11 protein-coding genes are annotated in these 15,594 nt (G+C 39.9%); 5 read left to right on the top strand and 6 right to left on the bottom strand.

The features are described 5' to 3' along the window. Together V7L12_RS09835 and V7L12_RS09830 are read left to right on the top strand one after the other, a co-directional pair. Positions 1-269, top strand: a 269-nt coding sequence (locus V7L12_RS09835) for a hypothetical protein (protein ID WP_335084153.1), incomplete at its 5' end; no start/stop codon positions are given. Positions 270-718: 449 nt separating this feature from the next. Further along, the gene (locus tag V7L12_RS09830) at positions 719-3,277 is read left to right on the top strand and encodes an AAA-like domain-containing protein (protein ID WP_335084152.1); all 2,559 of its coding nucleotides are present in this window, start codon (positions 719-721) and stop codon (positions 3,275-3,277) included. Between the two features lie 242 nt (positions 3,278-3,519). Here V7L12_RS09830 and V7L12_RS09825 read toward each other — a convergent pair whose 3' ends face one another. Then, positions 3,520-3,939 (bottom strand): hypothetical protein, encoded by a 420-nt coding sequence (locus tag V7L12_RS09825; RefSeq protein WP_335084151.1) that lies wholly within the window; start codon positions 3,937-3,939, stop codon positions 3,520-3,522. 342 nt (positions 3,940-4,281) lie between these two features. Here V7L12_RS09825 and V7L12_RS09820 point away from each other — a divergent pair, with 342 nt between their 5' ends. Further along, positions 4,282-6,156, top strand: a complete 1,875-nt coding sequence (locus V7L12_RS09820; RefSeq protein WP_335084150.1) for an AAA-like domain-containing protein — start codon at positions 4,282-4,284, stop codon at positions 6,154-6,156. Between the two features lie 45 nt (positions 6,157-6,201). After that, a complete protein-coding gene (locus V7L12_RS09815) occupies positions 6,202-6,363 on the top strand; it encodes a hypothetical protein (RefSeq protein WP_335084149.1) in 162 nt (53 codons plus the stop codon). Here V7L12_RS09815 and V7L12_RS09810 read toward each other — a convergent pair. Both V7L12_RS09810 and fldA read right to left on the bottom strand, forming a co-directional pair. Further along, a complete protein-coding gene (locus V7L12_RS09810; protein ID WP_335084148.1) occupies positions 6,353-7,105 on the bottom strand; it encodes an alpha/beta fold hydrolase in 753 nt (250 codons plus the stop codon). The two genes, V7L12_RS09815 and V7L12_RS09810, sit on opposite strands and share 11 nt — an antisense overlap. A 67-nt stretch (positions 7,106-7,172) precedes the next feature. Further along, the gene (fldA, locus tag V7L12_RS09805) at positions 7,173-7,685 is read right to left on the bottom strand and encodes a flavodoxin FldA (RefSeq protein ID WP_335084147.1); all 513 of its coding nucleotides are present in this window, start codon (positions 7,683-7,685) and stop codon (positions 7,173-7,175) included. 685 nt (positions 7,686-8,370) lie between these two features. Here fldA and V7L12_RS09800 point away from each other — a divergent pair. Beyond that, on the top strand, positions 8,371-8,673 hold the full coding sequence (locus tag V7L12_RS09800) for a hypothetical protein (protein ID WP_335084146.1): 303 nt from the start codon (positions 8,371-8,373) through the stop codon (positions 8,671-8,673). A gap of 123 nt (positions 8,674-8,796) precedes the next feature. On the opposite strand, the gene V7L12_RS09795 is transcribed toward V7L12_RS09800, so the two are convergent. From V7L12_RS09795 to V7L12_RS09785, 3 genes are all read right to left on the bottom strand, one after another. Beyond that, positions 8,797-11,325, bottom strand: coding sequence for a mannose-1-phosphate guanyltransferase (locus V7L12_RS09795; protein WP_335084145.1), 2,529 nt, complete (start codon positions 11,323-11,325; stop codon positions 8,797-8,799). Positions 11,326-11,625: 300 nt separating this feature from the next. Beyond that, positions 11,626-13,494, bottom strand: a complete 1,869-nt coding sequence (locus V7L12_RS09790; RefSeq protein WP_335084144.1) for a glycosyltransferase family 39 protein — start codon at positions 13,492-13,494, stop codon at positions 11,626-11,628. Between the two features lie 101 nt (positions 13,495-13,595). Further along, a complete protein-coding gene (locus V7L12_RS09785) occupies positions 13,596-14,840 on the bottom strand; it encodes a glycosyltransferase (protein ID WP_335084143.1) in 1,245 nt (414 codons plus the stop codon). Positions 14,841-15,594 lie beyond the last annotated feature (754 nt).

Genomic DNA, 15,594 nt, shown 5'->3' with positions numbered 1-15,594 from the left:
TACCTCAACACAACTTTGAAGTACCTCAACACAACTTTGAAGTACCTCAACACAACTTTGAAGTACCTCAACACAACTTTGAAGTACCTCAACACAACTTTGAAGTACCTCAACACGACTTTGAAGTACCTCAACACGACTTTGAAGTACCTCAACACAACTTTGAAGTACCTCAACACGACTTTGAAGTACCTCAACACGACTTTGAAGTACCTCAACACGACTTTGAGGTATCTGTTGCTTATATAGCAGTCCTAAATCATTCGTGAGAATTTGAGATCGTTTTAACCCCCCTGTAGTCCCCCTTAGCAAGGCTACCGTGTACACACAAGTCTCAAGTAGTTGATAAATCTCGGTTTTACCCCACCCTAACCCTCCCCTTATAAAGGGGAGGGAACAAGATTTCTTATTTTCCGCCTTTATAAGGGGGGATTACAAGATTTCTTATTTCCCCCCTTTATAAGGGGGGATTAAGGGGGGTAATTCGACTTGTGTATACACGGTAGCCAAGGCATCGGGGGGACGGCTCAGACATTGAGATCAAAAGTGCGATGCCTGCTCTGGGCTACGCGATCGCCTGATATTGTAGGTTAAGTTGTAGCTTGCTTCTCTTAATTGGTAAATCAAAATTTTCATGCACTTATGAAAGAAACTTCAGCCTTCTAGTAGTATATTGTGTCTTAATTGACATATCACCTGAGTATTAGGCATGTAGAGTATGACTATGAACTCGCCTATTCCCAAAGATTATCAATATCAATTTGGTGGTAGTCTTCCTGCTAATGCACCTACCTACGTCACACGCAAGGCTGATGCAGATTTGTATAACGCTGTGAAAGCTGGAGAGTTTTGTTTTGTCCTCAACTCTCGACAAATGGGTAAATCCAGTTTGCGTGTCCGCACAATGCAAAGGTTACAGGGTGAAGGAATTGCTTGTGTATCTATTGATTTAACCGCAATTGGGACATCAGGGCTAAAGTCTGAACAATGGTATTCTGGGATTATTGATACTATTGCTGGTTCTGAAAGTTTAAACTTAGGTGAGCAGTTTGATATAGATAAGTTATGGGAAGAAAATTCCCGATTTTCTGATGTGCAGATTTTTGGTAAATTTATTGACAAATTACTAAATTTAGTTTCCACACAGATTGTTATTTTTATAGATGAAGTTGATAGTATTCTCAGTTTAAAATTTCCGGTTGATGATTTTTTTGCTTTAATTCGAGCTTTCTTTAATCAAAGAGTTGATAATCCTGAATATCAACGCATTACTTTTGTGCTTTTGGGAGTCGCCACGCCTTCTGAGTTAATTCAAGATAAAAAGCGCACTCCTTTTAATATTGGCAAAGGAATTGAGTTAACCGGATTTGAATTTGCAGAAGCTTTACCTTTAATCAACGGATTATCTGGACAAACTAGCAACCCGGAAGCCGTACTCAAAGCAATTTTAGACTGGACTGGAGGACAGCCCTTTTTAACTCAGAAAGTCTGTGAATTTGTCCGAAAATCTGCAACTGTAATTCCCCCAGGTGAAGAAGCTCCTTTTGTAGAGAATTTAGTCAGAGATAGAGTGATTCAGAATTGGGAATCTCAAGATGAACCGGAACACTTTAGAACGATTCGGAATAGGATTTTAAAAAGAGATGAACAGAAAGCAGCATATTTATTAGATTTATATCAACAAGTATGGCACTCAGGCGGAATTGATATTGATAGTAGTATTGAACAGAGTGATTTACAGTTAGCGGGAATTGTTGTTAAAAATGAGAGAAAATTAAAGGTTTATAACCTAATTTATCAAACCATTTTTGACAACTTATGGATTGAGAGAACTTTAGCCAGTTTGCGTCCTTATGCAGAGAATTATCGTCAGTGGATCTTATCAGGAAAACAAGATGAGTCTCGGTTATTGAGAGTAAATGCTTTAGCAGAAGCCGAAGCTTGGGCAAAGGGTAAAAGATTAAGTTTTCAAGATGAAGACTTTTTAGCAGCTAGTCGTATACTACAGCGAAAAGAGGAACTAGTAGAAACAGAAAGACAGGCAGAATTAAAAAGAGAAAGGAAAGAAAAGGAAGCAGCAGAAAGAGCTAGAGAAATTGAGGCTGAAGCTAAACAGAAAGCAGAAAAGCAACTAGAGAGTGCATCTAGGGACTTGGAAACCCTTAAAATAACTATAAAAGAAATCAATCAATCTATTGCTAAAATTAAGGAATTATCAGCAGTGGCTTCTAAACTGCAACAAAAAGGAAAAATAAACGAAGCGAATCAGTTTTTGAATATTGCAGGGTTGGTTTTGCAAGATAAAATTGAGAATCCCAAGCTAAAAGAGATTTTATTAGATAGTGCGCTGCTTTTAGGGTATCAATACCTAGCTGATGAAGAAAAAGAGCTAAATCAAACAGAGTATTTAAAAAATGCTGACATTTTGTCTAGGAGTCTAAAAAAATTCTTAAAAATAGAAACTCAAATTGATCATAATCCAATTTATTTGGCTACCTTAGTTTATATATACTATGTTAAAGGTCACTTAGATAAAGCTAAGTCTTTAGTTGATTACAAGAAAGCATTTGAGCATCTCAGCAGTCTAAAATCTAAGTTGAAATCTAATGTTGAATTATTTACTCAAAATATTCTCTACAATGGCAATGCTGATATTGTGGCTTTGCTTTATCGTCAACTTAAAGAATTAGACGGCTCAAATCCAGTTTATGATCAATCTTTAAAGGAACATTTATTGAATGAATTAGACTCTTTAATGAAGCAACAAAGATGGAGAGAAGCAAATTCAAAACATTGGCAGTTTATTCTCTATTTAGCAGGAAAGGAAGAACAAGGCTATTTAGATTTAATTGATATCAAAAACTTTAATTGTAAGGATTTAAAACAACTAGATACACTTTGGGTTAATAACTCTAAGGGGTATTTTGGTTATAGTGTCCAGAAAAAAATATATTTGGCTAGTGGAAATTCTCTCGATTATGATTGGGAGAAGGGTGAATGGAAAAATTGGAACGAGAAAAGGTATAATGATTATACAAAAAGTGTGGGATGGAGAGGACAGGATGGGGAGTGGAGAAGTTATGAGGAATTACCCATGAACCTCACGAGAGAGGGTGAGAATGAGATATCTATGAGTATGAGGGGTGAACTCCCGTATTGGGTGGGCGTGGGTTTCGTTGTGGAAGTTCAAGTTCGGGCGTGGGGTGGTTTGAATGACGGGTATTGGTTGGGGGTTACTTCTTTCTTCATGCAGAGACTTGTAAATTGTAACAGATAAGGCTTTCAGAGACTTGTAAAGATTTATTACTGGGATATTTTCCACGCAGTAATAAGGCTTTGGGAGATTTGATATCTGGCACTAGGCAATGCACAACCCAAAGAAAAAAAACAAACAACACAAAGGGAATTGAGAAGAGCTAATTTAGAGTCGCTGATATTACCAGTAAGTAGCAAATTCCTCTAAAAAAGACATCAAAGAGTGATAAATAGAGACACTGCTCCTATCTTCATCTAAAATCATTAATTGTGATTTCTAAAAATCATCCCTGCAACTTGCGGATTATAACAATTAGCAAAAATAAATTTATCAGCCACATCAACAATTTCTGGATTACTTGCTTCCCAACTATCCCAAGGCAATCGCATCTGTCCTGGTGATGCTTTTTTGCCTTTGCCTTTAATTACTTTAGGCAAAAATTGATTACCCCAAAAATAGCGTTTTTCTGTTTTCGCTTTTGGTTTGTACTTTTTACAAAAACCCCGATATTTAGCAGCACATTCATTCAAAGTTTTACCCAACGCCAAAAAAGCCGGATGCCAAGTTGTTAAACCATCATCCCCAAGTCGGTCATAGACTCCATAATTACTAAAATCATAGAAAAAGCCTTCTTGCATTCCCGCAGCTTTTGGGTTGGCGTGAATATACCGCAGCGTATTCAATGCCCGTTGATGGTCACTTTTAGGACTTACGCACTCACATCGACCAACCCCCTTAAAAAGGGGGCTTTAGAAGTTCCCCCCTTTTTAAGCTACGGTGTACACATAAGTCTGAAAATAGCTGAAGAAGACAGGTTTTACCCCACCCTAACCCTCCCCTTGTGAAGGGGAGGGAACCGGAAATCTCATCTCCCCCCTTTATAAGGGGGGATTAAGGGGGGTGATACGACTTGTGTGTACACTGTAGTCCGAGTAGTGACGTAATAGCTGTATCCTAGTTTTAAGTCGCGCTGTGGCCGTGGCATAAGAAGAATTTGTCATTCTCTAATTCTCCCCATAATATCTATGCCCTTTAACAATTTTTTTAATAAAACCCCAAAACCTGAACCCGCAGAGATGACTGGTTTAATCAAAATATCGGGATGTGACAACCCAAAGCGGTGCGGAGATGTGATTTTTGTTCACGGCTTAGGTGGTCACGCACGCGGAACTTGGCATCCACAAGAACGACGCGACGATGATAATTTTTGGTTAACGTGGCTTGCACAAGAAAGACCAGATTTAGGTATTTGGTCTTTTGGCTACAAAGCTGAACCCTTTGAGTGGAGAGGTTCAACAATGCCACTCTTTAATAGAGCTAGTAATTTACAAGAATATTTAGAAGTTTCTGATATTGGAAAATACCCAATAATTTTTATCGCTCATAGTATGGGTGGATTATTAGTCAAAGAAATGCTGCGTAATGCTCAGACTTTTCAAAAGAAAGCAGTAATTCAACAGACAAAAGGCATTGTATTTCTATCCACTCCTCACACTGGTTCTCATCTCGCTAACTTAATCGATAAAATTGGTATTTTGGCACGAACCTCTGTTAGTGTTAATGAATTGAAAGCACATATTCCCCAACTGCGTCAACTTAACGAGTGGTATCGGCAAAATGTTGATTTTTTAGAAATTACTACAAAAGTTTATTATGAAACGAAACCCACTCAAGGTTTTTTAGTTGTAGACCCAGATAGCGCTAACCCAGGTATCAAAGATATCCAACCTACCGCTACAGATGACGATCATCTTTCTATCACCAAGCCAAAATCAACAGAGAATTTAGTCTACAAGGGAGTGAGTCAGTTTATTAAGCAACAATTGCTAATTAATCTAGGCATTGTTGAACAATCAACACCAAAAGTAAAACAGAATAACTCCTCAGTGATTTTTGAAAATCCTGATGGTCAAGTTCCTCTTAACTCCCCCTTTTATATCGAGCGTCCAGAGGTGGAAATTAAATGTTATGAATCCATCCTCCAACCAGGGGCGTTAATCCGCATCAAAGCGCCGCAAAAGATGGGTAAAACTTCTTTAATGAGCCGCATTCTTGAGCATAGTAAACAAAAAGGTTATCGCACAGTTTCTCTTAATTTATGGAGTAAAGAAAATTTTACCGATCTCAATAATTTCTTACAGGCATTCTGTGCAACTCTGAGTTATGAATTGGGGCTAGAAGAACAAATAGATAAATATTGGAAAAAACGCTTAAGCAGTCAAGTTAACTGCACTAATTATTTAAAAGACTATTTATTAAAAAATATTGATGTTCCTCTAGTATTAGGCTTAGATGATATTGACAAAATTTTTCCTTACCCCGAAATTGCTCAAGAATTTTTTGCTCTACTCCGAGCTTGGCATGAAAACGGTAAAAACGAAGAAATCTGGCAAAAATTGCGTTTAGTAATTGCTCATTCTCAAGAAGTATATGTTTCCTTAAATGTCAATCAATCCCCCTTTAATGTGGGTTTATCTATCGAAATTGGAGAATTCAACGTCACACAAATAAAAAAATTAGTCGAACGACATAAATTAAATTGGTCAGAGACACAAATCGAACAATTAAGGGGAATGATTGATGGTCATCCTTATTTATTAAGGACTGCTCTTTATCAAATTGCCACAGGTAATTTAACTTTAGAACAATTTCTGAAAGTTGCTCCTACTGATGAGGGATTATTTAGAGGCTTTTTACATCCCTATCTTTCACTACTGGAAGAAGATAAATTGTTAAAAGCAGCGATGAAAAAAGTGATTGAGAGTGATATTCCTGTGAAGTTAGACTCTGCACAAAGTTTTAAATTACGCAGTCTAGGCTTAATTGAATTTAAAGAAAATAAAGTTCAATGCCTTTGTAATTTATATCGCTTTTATTTTCGAGATCGCCTATCCGAATGATTACACTTAGCTTGAAAGGATGAACCATCAATAATTAGCGGTAAAATGATTAGCGATGTCTACGACGGGCTACGCCTACGCAGCACCAACACCAAAGGCGATGCCTACGGCGGCAAGCTACGCACCCCAAAACCCCTCAAATTTAACAAGTGCGTAGCCGTAAGGCTTGTCGTCAGACATCGCACTCTCAAAGTTACTAATTTGTAGAAGTGCTAAAAGATAATGCAGATGCTTCCAGTAGATGCGGATGGTGGCATTGCCAAAAACTCAAAATCTCTTCGCCAACCTGTTGAGGATAGAAGTAGTGAAAAAAATGATACCCTTGTGGGCATTCCCAGAGTCTATCTTCTGGCTTCAACCAATTTAACCAGTCATGCAATGCAGTAGGGTTGACTACAGGATCGCTCTTGCTACCACATACCATCATTGGCATAGAAACTCCACCCTTGGGTAAATAAACCAACTTAAATAAAGAGTGTGATGATGGAGATTGTTCTAAATCTTTATCTAAAGCAGCTACTAACTTCTTAGTAGTATGAGGTGGTTGATTTCCAAAAAGACTGCGAACGCTACTTGCTAAAACTAACTCACGGCTGATGCTAAAAAGTTGTCGTTGAAAGTAATAGTGAGCTTGCCAATTGTTTGCAGGTTGAGCTGCAACAGCCAGCAGAGTCAGCGATCGCACTTTTTGAGGAAATCGACGTGCAAAGGTTAAGGCGATCGCACCACCCATCCCATGTCCCGCTAAATGCACAGGGCGATCGCGCGATTTTAAAAAGTCATACACCAAATCCACAGCTTGATCTATGCAACTGGCTTCATCTTTGGTTTGCTGATATTCCCACTGGGCGACATTTATATAACTAGATAAATGTTCAAGTAATGGTTTATCAAAACGCTGTAAAACAGGACTGGCACTTAACCATAAAACATCAAATGAATCAGACATAAATACCTATAACTTCCAAATTATCAATTTCAATAAAGGCGCACAGCTAGCCGTGCGCCCCAAATCTCTACAAACCAAATTCTGTCTTCAACTGAGCAACCCAAGTTTTAATTCGCTCATCTGTTAGCTCAGATTGACTACCTTCATCAAGTGCCAAACCAACAAACTTCCCATTTTTCAAGGCTCTAGAATTCTCAAAGTCATATCCCTCAGTTGGCCAGTAACCAACAGTTTTACCACCTCGTTGGGAAATTTTTTCTTCCAGAATTCCAATTGCATCCTGGAAGTTATCGCTATAGCCGTATTGATCTCCATCACCAAAATAGGCAACCAGCTTACCACTAAAATCTATTTCATCCAGATCGGAGAAAAAGCCTTCCCAATCGCTCTGAAGTTGACCAATATCCCAAGTGGGAGAGCCAATAATCAGCAAGTCATAATCATCTAAAGTGCTAGTATCCGCCTCGTAAATGGGATGTAATGTTACAACATCACCACCAAACTCATCCCGAATTTTTTCAGCATCAGATTCAGTGTTGCCAGTTTGAGTACCGTAAAACAAACCAATTTTTTTTGACATATTGACACCTGATAAATGAATAGTTGTGTGCTATGTAGAAAAGTTGCCCTGAGAGGTTGGTTAATCCAGCGTTCCCTACCCATCAGGGCATCGACTCCAGTGTTTGAACTGCCACGCAAGTCAAAAGCGTTATCTTTTCAGAAAGTTTGCAAATAGCTGAAATACATGACTCACTTAATGAGTATTAGTCTCAATAATTCTGAAGATATACTACCAGACTTATTGAGAGTCTTTTTTATTTAATTAAGTAAACTTTTGTTAAGACTTTCAGTAACCAAACCGAAAACTAGACGAGGCAGCAAGAATTCTCGTACCTTAATTGGTCAGAAACCTCGTACTTACTCGAATAGAAGTAGTTGAGATGAACGTCTGAACAAAAGAGTTTAGGCTAAAAGCGCTACAAGACTCGATCTTGGAGGAGTTATGTGACGCCATTTTTTGGTCGACTAAAGTACAATAACTTTATCGACTTACTGTATTTTAATATTAAAAGTGAATAATGCACTCTGCAAGAGAATAGTGCGATCGCTGCTAAAAATATCGATAAAGCTTGTAGAGACGCGATAAATCGCGTCTTGAAAGATTAAGTACCTTACGATATCCTCACAAAACATTCCTGATAATTACTGGTTTCAAAAATCACTTCGGTAAAAGAAGCTAGAGGGAGTAAGTTTTTTGTGCATTTATGAAATTAATCCAAATACTAAAACTAGCTGTAATTCCGGTTTTGAGTGTATTGAGCTTTGTGTCTACATCAAATACGGCACTAGCTGACTACTTAAATAGTCAGGGAGCAGGAGGTAATTACCGTTATGAATTATGGTCTACAGATGATAATAGTAATTACTATTTGAAAATTTGGCTATATGAAGCAAGTCCAACAAGTAGCCCATATAGCACAACTCCAGAATTCGATTCTACTAGGGAAGCTTTAATTTATTTTGATTGCAATTACGCTGAGAAAAATTTATCAGAATGCTCTCAATGAGAATTTAAAACCCCCCCAACATAATTCGTAATTGCTAATGACGCTCGCGGACTCGCTACCGCTACGCTAACGTAATTCGTAATTAAATAATTCAATTACGAATTACAAATTACGAATTACGAATTAAACTTCGGCTGGTTGATATTCTTGTTGTCTTTCCACAAACGACTGGACACGGGTGCGGTAGTTTCTCATAGTTTCATCTACCCATTCGCGATCGTTGCTATTTGCATACAAATGCACCAGTGGTTCGCTAGCATCTGGTAAAACTAACAGCCAACTGTCATCATAGGGTTGACAAATTTTTACTCCATCAATTAATTCTAGATTTTGCGCTGGGTGAGTTTCCACCAAGTAACGCATCAAAGCACCCTTGGCTGTCCACGGACAGCGAACTGTATAAGTTTTGTGAATTACACGAGGTAATTCTGACCGCGCAGCAGCAAGCGATCGCTCCTGTATAGTCAACATCTCAATTATCTTGGCAATGCAGAACATGGCATCAAATCCCGGATGCAGTTGCGGGAAAATAAAACCAGTCTCTCCACTACCTCCCAGTACCACATTCGGGTTTTTCTGGCAAGCTTCCATTAAAGCTGTAGGGTTGGCTTTAGTGCGAATCACTCTGCCATCATGGCGACGGGCGACTTGTTCAATAGCACTGGAAGCATGAACTGGTACAACTACTGTTCCTCTGGGGTTAGCCGTCAGAATCATGTCTACCATCAGTGCTGTTAACATTTCCCCACGAATTGGGTAGCCTGATTCATCAACTAAAATTAGCTGTTCTCCATTAGCTGATACTTGCACACCAAAGTTAGCTTTCAATGCCTCCACTACATGACCTAACTGAGTCAGCAGTCCTTCGCGGTCAGCTACAGACATCGCTGTTTTAGTGACACTGGCATTCAGCACCACTGCATCAGCACCAAATTTATCCAACATTTGGGGTAAAACTGCCCCCGATACGGCATAAACATAGTCAATCACCACTTTTGCGCGGCTGTTGCGGAGTGTATGAACATGCAAAAGTTTTTCAAAAGCAGTACAGTAGCGGTCATTCACTTGGCTGGGGTAAGACACATCGCCAATTTCATGAATTAGCGCCCGCCGCATATCCTCCTTAAAGTAAGCCCCTTCAATTTTCTTTTCCAAGGCTTTGGAGATATTAATGCCCTTTGCATCCATGAATTCAATCAGAATGTAGTCAGGGCGGTCGGGATGTACCCGGACGTGGATACCACCAGCTACCGACATTGTGGGTATAACCGTGCGGGCGATGGGGATAGCTGTGGCATCGAGGTTTTGAATGTCAACAGCTACTGACATTAAACCAGCAATCAGCGAGCGCGTCACCATCCGAGAGACATTACGCTGGTCACGGGAAACCGTTACCTTAGAACCAGGTTTTAAGGTAGAACCGTAAGCAGCTCCCAATTTCACAGCGAATTCTGGGGTGATGTCGATATTAGCTAATCCTTGGACACCACGTTGACCAAATAAATTCCGTTGGGCGGTGTTTCCCCAAATCAAGTTAATATTTAAAATTGCCCCTGACTCAATTTTTTTACTGGGCCAAACACGCACGCCGGGGCTAATTTGAGCTTCTTCTCCCACCGTAGAAAGCGAACCTACAACCGCAGCTTCTAATACTTGAGCGCGGCGGTCTACACGAGCGCCACGGGAAATCACACAGGCAGAAAGAGCTGCTTCGTCGCCAATGAATGCCCCATTCCAGACTATGGGACGTTTGAGATTAGCATCAGCGCCAATAGTGACATTATCTCCAATTACGGTTCCTGCCTCAATTTGTACTCTTGCCCCGATGCGGCAATTATCACCAATCACTACTGGAGTTTCAATCACAGCTGTCTGATCGATGTAAGTATTTTGACCTACCCATAACTCATGAGAGACTTCTTTATAGGCAAAATCTAGTTGCACTTTTCGATCTAACGCGTCATACTGAGCCTCGCGATAGGCATCTAAGTGACCAACATCACACCAGTAACCTTGAGCAATGTAACCATACATTGGCTCATCTTTTGCTAGTAGTAAAGGGAATAAGTCTTTGGAAAAGTCAGATTCAACATTTGCTGGCAGATATTCCAAAACTTCTGGTTCAAGAATATAAGTACCAGTGTTAACGGTATCAGAAAAAATTTCACTACTAGAGGGTTTTTCTAAAAATCGCCGAATCCGTGTATCCTCATCGGTAATCACCACTCCAAATTCAATCGGATTGGGAACCCTGGTTAAAATCAAAGTAGCTTTTGACTGTTTTTGTTTGTGATATGCGATCGCTGCCGTCAGGTCAAAATCTGTTATGCTATCACCGCTAATAACTAAAAAAGTTTCATCAAGAAGTTCGGCAATGTTTTTCACACAGCCTGCCGTACCCAAAGGCTGATCTTCTTCGACAGCATAGGTCATCTGGACGCCAAAATCGCTGCCATCTTGAAAGTAGTCTCGCAAGACATCAGGTAAATAATGCAATGTTGCAATAACTTCTGTAATTTGATGTCGTCTGAGGAGATTGATAATATGTTCGGCAATTGGTCGATTTAGAATCGGCACCATCGGTTTCGGCAGATCGCAAGTTAACGGGCGAAGCCGCGTTCCTGAACCCCCTGCCATCAATACTGCACGCATAAACCCTCCTTAACTAATTACAGCCTTCGCTGCTTGAAAACGTGTCAGATATATTTTCTTCTTCTTTCTTTAGTCTGCTATGAATATTGATATTTGAGGAACTTCCACAAGATGCATATAGATTGGGCATTGGGGATTGGGCATTGGGCATCCCTTCGGCTTCGCTCAGGGCAAGTGGGGATTGGGAAGAAACTTGTTCAATATTTCTCCTTCTTATCTTTCTCATCCCCCTAGTCCCCATTACCCCTTATCCCCAGAGGGGGCCCCACCTTCCCCAGTCTCCAGTCCCCACTCCCCAACTTATTGGCAATGATAAAGTTCATATTCGTAACCATCTATGCTTGGCAAAGATTGAGTATTAGACATAACACATGTTTTCACGGTTTCTGCTACGGGTGCGTGAAAGTTTACCAGCCACAGATCAAAAGGTCGTGGTAGTTTTTTTAAAGTATTTTCCAGAGCAATGGTGGAGGCATTCGGATCTCGATCTTGATGAGCTAGGAGAAACAGAGGATTTTGAAGTGAATTTGCAAGTTTAATCTCCCTGGCAACTCCCATCATTTCCCCAGTGTGTACATAAGTTTTGTGGGTGGTGGCAATCAGTACTGGTGTTGGGGATGTTTGTTGAATTAGTTGCACAAACAGGTCAGGACGATAATATTTTTGATAGCCGAGATTGCAAATTACTGTAACTGCACTGAAAAATCCCATTAACCAAATTAATATTACGGCTTTTTTCCCGTTTATTCCCCATTTACCTATGTTTGTTATCCCATTTTTCCCTGGCTCTGTTTCCGTCCATTCCTGGGGAGGATGCCAACAAACTGCGAGACTTGCTCCTAGTAAAACAACGATCGCCGGAAAGTAAACAAAGTTATATCTAGCACCCCTGGTGAGGTCAATACCCAAAAAGTACGTAAATATAAAGAATAAAGCGATCGCACTGATAACTACTCCAGCAAGCACCTGAATCATCATCCGGCTTTCTCGGTGCTGTAATTGAATTTTAATTCCACGCAGCAAAATTGGTACTGCCCAAATAAAGAAAGTCAGCATCACCAATCCAGAAGGAATCACAACCAAAGCTTGAGAAGATTCAATTGGTAATAGAGAAATCATTGCAATCAATGTTCCTAAAGCTTGAAAAATTGGGCTTAACCAATCTAGTCCAATGCGCGAACCTCGAATCCACTCGGTCAAAGCACCACGATTTTCATTCTCTAACAAGGTTGGTATCCAAATTAAACCCGCCACACAAGTACCTATAGCAACGGCATAGATGCGCCGCCAGGGAGGAGAGAAGAAAAGAGAAAATTTGCTGCTAGTTTGCAATTGAAGCCAAGCAAGAAAAATCAAAACTACGACTTCTGTGCAAAGGGTGAGGGTGAAGAAATAATGAGTAGCAATACCTAAAGCATTAATTTCTATCCAGAAAAGTGCTACCCATATAGGTAAAGGTGTGCGGTTTTGAATATGACGTGTGGCAATTACTAAGCAGGTGAGGGAACCAATTACCCATAAGATTGCCAAAGTGTAATGACGCGCTTCTTGTGCTAAAAATACGCCATAAGGTGATACTGCCATCATCGCAGCAGTCAAGTGTCCCACTAATGACGAACGAAACGCTACTCTACCTAAAACGTAAACACACGGGATAGAGGCAGCGCCGATTATCGCTGGTAGCAATCGCGCACCAAACAGCGATACTAATCCTCCATCGCTAGGAAATAATTTCATCCACAGGTAAGCCAGCACAAAATACAGTGGTGGATGACTATCTTGTGTAGCTAAGTTATGAATAACATCACCAATAGTAGCGGCTGGGTTTGGTTGCAGTGGTTGTAATAGGATATCAGGTGCGATCGCTCGATCTAGGGGTACTGATAAAAAAGTATTCCCCAAGCTAAACACCAAGGTGGCAAACTCATCAGTCCAAGGAGGCTTTGCAGTCAAGTTGACTAGACGTAAGCTGATGCCGACGATCAACCAGATTAAGATCGGTAAGAGATGAACCCAGGAAGGACGAAAACGAGTCTGCCAATTATGCCAATGCTTGTGTTGTGAGCTGGAGTTTTTATCTGCCAGAGGCAGGAAATGGGTAGCGTAGACGGGTAGCAACGAGATAATTTGTTTGTAAAAATAAAATGCACCTTGGAAAAGAACTCTCATTGCCGGGCCTCACACTCATGGATTTGTAGATTGACGTTTGAGATTTAAGTTCGTTCTAAAATCTAAAAACAAAAGTCTAAATCTCAAATCCCTCGTTGTGATTATTTCACGTCTGTGACGCGCCAGCTAAGTTTCAAGTTAACCCAGAAATTCCAGATGGTAGCAACTGCGATCGCAATGAAGTTGGCAATATAACGGTTAGGAATAATAAAATTGAATATTAAATTTAATATCAGTACGTTCAATACCAGTCCAGCAAGGCAAATGGCGTTGAATTTCATAAACCGCTTCAGGCGTTGCTGCCATTCTTGCTGTTTGGCGCTGACATCAGCAAATGTCCAAGCGTCATTCCAGAAAAAATTATTTAAAATCGCAATTTCACCCGCAATAATTTTGCTGCGCGTCAGCGGCCAAGCCAAGGTAGTAGGATCGCTGAGTAAGTAAAGTATTGCCATATCCACAAATACCCCACTAAAGCCAACCAACCCAAACCGGAGGAATCGACCAACTGGGAAATTGACTTTTCTACGCAATCGTCCTACCTTCCCTGTGGAAACCCGCAATCGCACTAAGTGGTGGATGTAATCTATATATTGCTTCCATGTCACCTTACTCTCGCCCTCTTTGCGTTCGCAAAATACATACCCAACCTCGGCAACTTGGTCTACTTTTCCCCGGCCGATTACCTCTAGGAGAATTTTGTATCCGACTGGATTGAGTGTTGCACCTGCGATCGCACTCCGGCGCACCATAAAATAACCACTCATCGGGTCAGAAACTCTGCCCAATACCTCCGGTAAGATCACCAAGCCTAACAACTGAGCGCCACGAGACAAGAAACGCCTAACAAAACTCCAACTACTAACACCGCCTCCTTCTACGTGACGGCTAGCTACTGCCAAATCTGCTCCCTGCTCAATATTACGCAATAGTTGTATGAGTATTTCTGGTGGATGCTGTAAATCTCCATCAATCACCCCCAACACACTGCCCATAGATGCTTGCCACCCACGAATCACCGCTGAGGACAGCCCCCGCTCCTGTTGGCGTCGCATCACCCGCAACTGGGCGTATTCTGTCATCAAAGATTGCGCTATTTCCCAGGTTCGATCTGGGCTATCATCATCTACTATTATTAGTTCATACTTTCCTGCAATAGATTCATCAAGTAATTGACTCAATATGCCGACTACATTCTTGATGTTGTCACGTTCTTTATAAGTAGGAATTACTAGAGAAAGATGAATATAATCATCACCTGTATCCACGGAGTTGGGAGGCAACTCTGAAATCTTTAGCGGGCCAGTTGATACTGTTAACAGCGAGTTGGATGAGTTTGTTTTCATATTCCAAATTGCAAAACGGGGGTGTGTAAAGTCTGTGAAAAATAGAGGCAAACATCTGCTGACTTTATTGACTGAACCTAATTACTCAAAACTTGAGGAATACTTTTGTTATAGTTAGCTGCTCTGAAGGTTTAGTAATTCCTGCACTTAGACTCACAGTAGGATTGACAGTATTTTCCCAAATTTCATCTAAATTTTACATTTTACCCCTTGTTTTTATGATAATATACTGAAACTTAAGTGTTGTTATAGCAATATACTGTACTATGTATAAGTTAACTAAATCAGCAAATATACAGTTTAATAAGCAAATTTAAATGATTTTTTATACGATAAAAAATATTAATTTAATATAGAATATCGGAAATTTCGGAAATATGCTTATAAATTATTATTGTTACAAGGGAAAAAGAAAGTGCCAATGCTGATAACATGAGCTTGTTACGCCCGGAAAAACTTATCTGTTGATGCAAGAAGTATTGAATTAATTAAACAAAAAAAAACAAAGAAAAATCAAAATAATTTTTTGATAAGATAAATATAATCATTTCTCAATTGTAAGAGCAGCTATAAATTCCTATTTGATTTTGGAAAAAACGAACGACTCCATAAGGTAAGAGGCAAGTTAATGTTTCACTATTACTTGTTTTTAAAAGTAATTTAATTAACCAAATGAGACTAGATATGTGCAGTCTGTTTTGCCAGATTTGTCAACATTTAGCAGGATAAAAAATAAGTTTAACAAAAATTAATA

This window comes from Nostoc sp. (assembly GCF_036918245.1).
In the GTDB taxonomy this organism is placed as follows: Bacteria; Cyanobacteriota; Cyanobacteriia; order Cyanobacteriales; family Nostocaceae; genus Nostoc.
The sequence above is the reverse complement of the archived record's forward strand: the minus strand, read 5'-3'. Positions and strand labels throughout refer to the sequence as shown.

Coding starts and splice junctions, on each gene's coding strand:
- V7L12_RS09830 (WP_335084152.1), top strand. CDS start 719: ATGACTATGAACTCGCCTATTCCCAAAGATTATCAATATCAATTTGGT.
- V7L12_RS09820 (WP_335084150.1), top strand. CDS start 4,282: ATGCCCTTTAACAATTTTTTTAATAAAACCCCAAAACCTGAACCCGCA.
- V7L12_RS09815 (WP_335084149.1), top strand. CDS start 6,202: ATGATTAGCGATGTCTACGACGGGCTACGCCTACGCAGCACCAACACC.
- V7L12_RS09810 (WP_335084148.1), bottom strand. CDS start 7,105: ATGTCTGATTCATTTGATGTTTTATGGTTAAGTGCCAGTCCTGTTTTA.
- fldA (WP_335084147.1), bottom strand. CDS start 7,685: ATGTCAAAAAAAATTGGTTTGTTTTACGGTACTCAAACTGGCAACACT.
- V7L12_RS09800 (WP_335084146.1), top strand. CDS start 8,371: ATGAAATTAATCCAAATACTAAAACTAGCTGTAATTCCGGTTTTGAGT.
- V7L12_RS09795 (WP_335084145.1), bottom strand. CDS start 11,325: ATGCGTGCAGTATTGATGGCAGGGGGTTCAGGAACGCGGCTTCGCCCG.
- V7L12_RS09790 (WP_335084144.1), bottom strand. CDS start 13,494: ATGAGAGTTCTTTTCCAAGGTGCATTTTATTTTTACAAACAAATTATC.
- V7L12_RS09785 (WP_335084143.1), bottom strand. CDS start 14,840: ATGAAAACAAACTCATCCAACTCGCTGTTAACAGTATCAACTGGCCCG.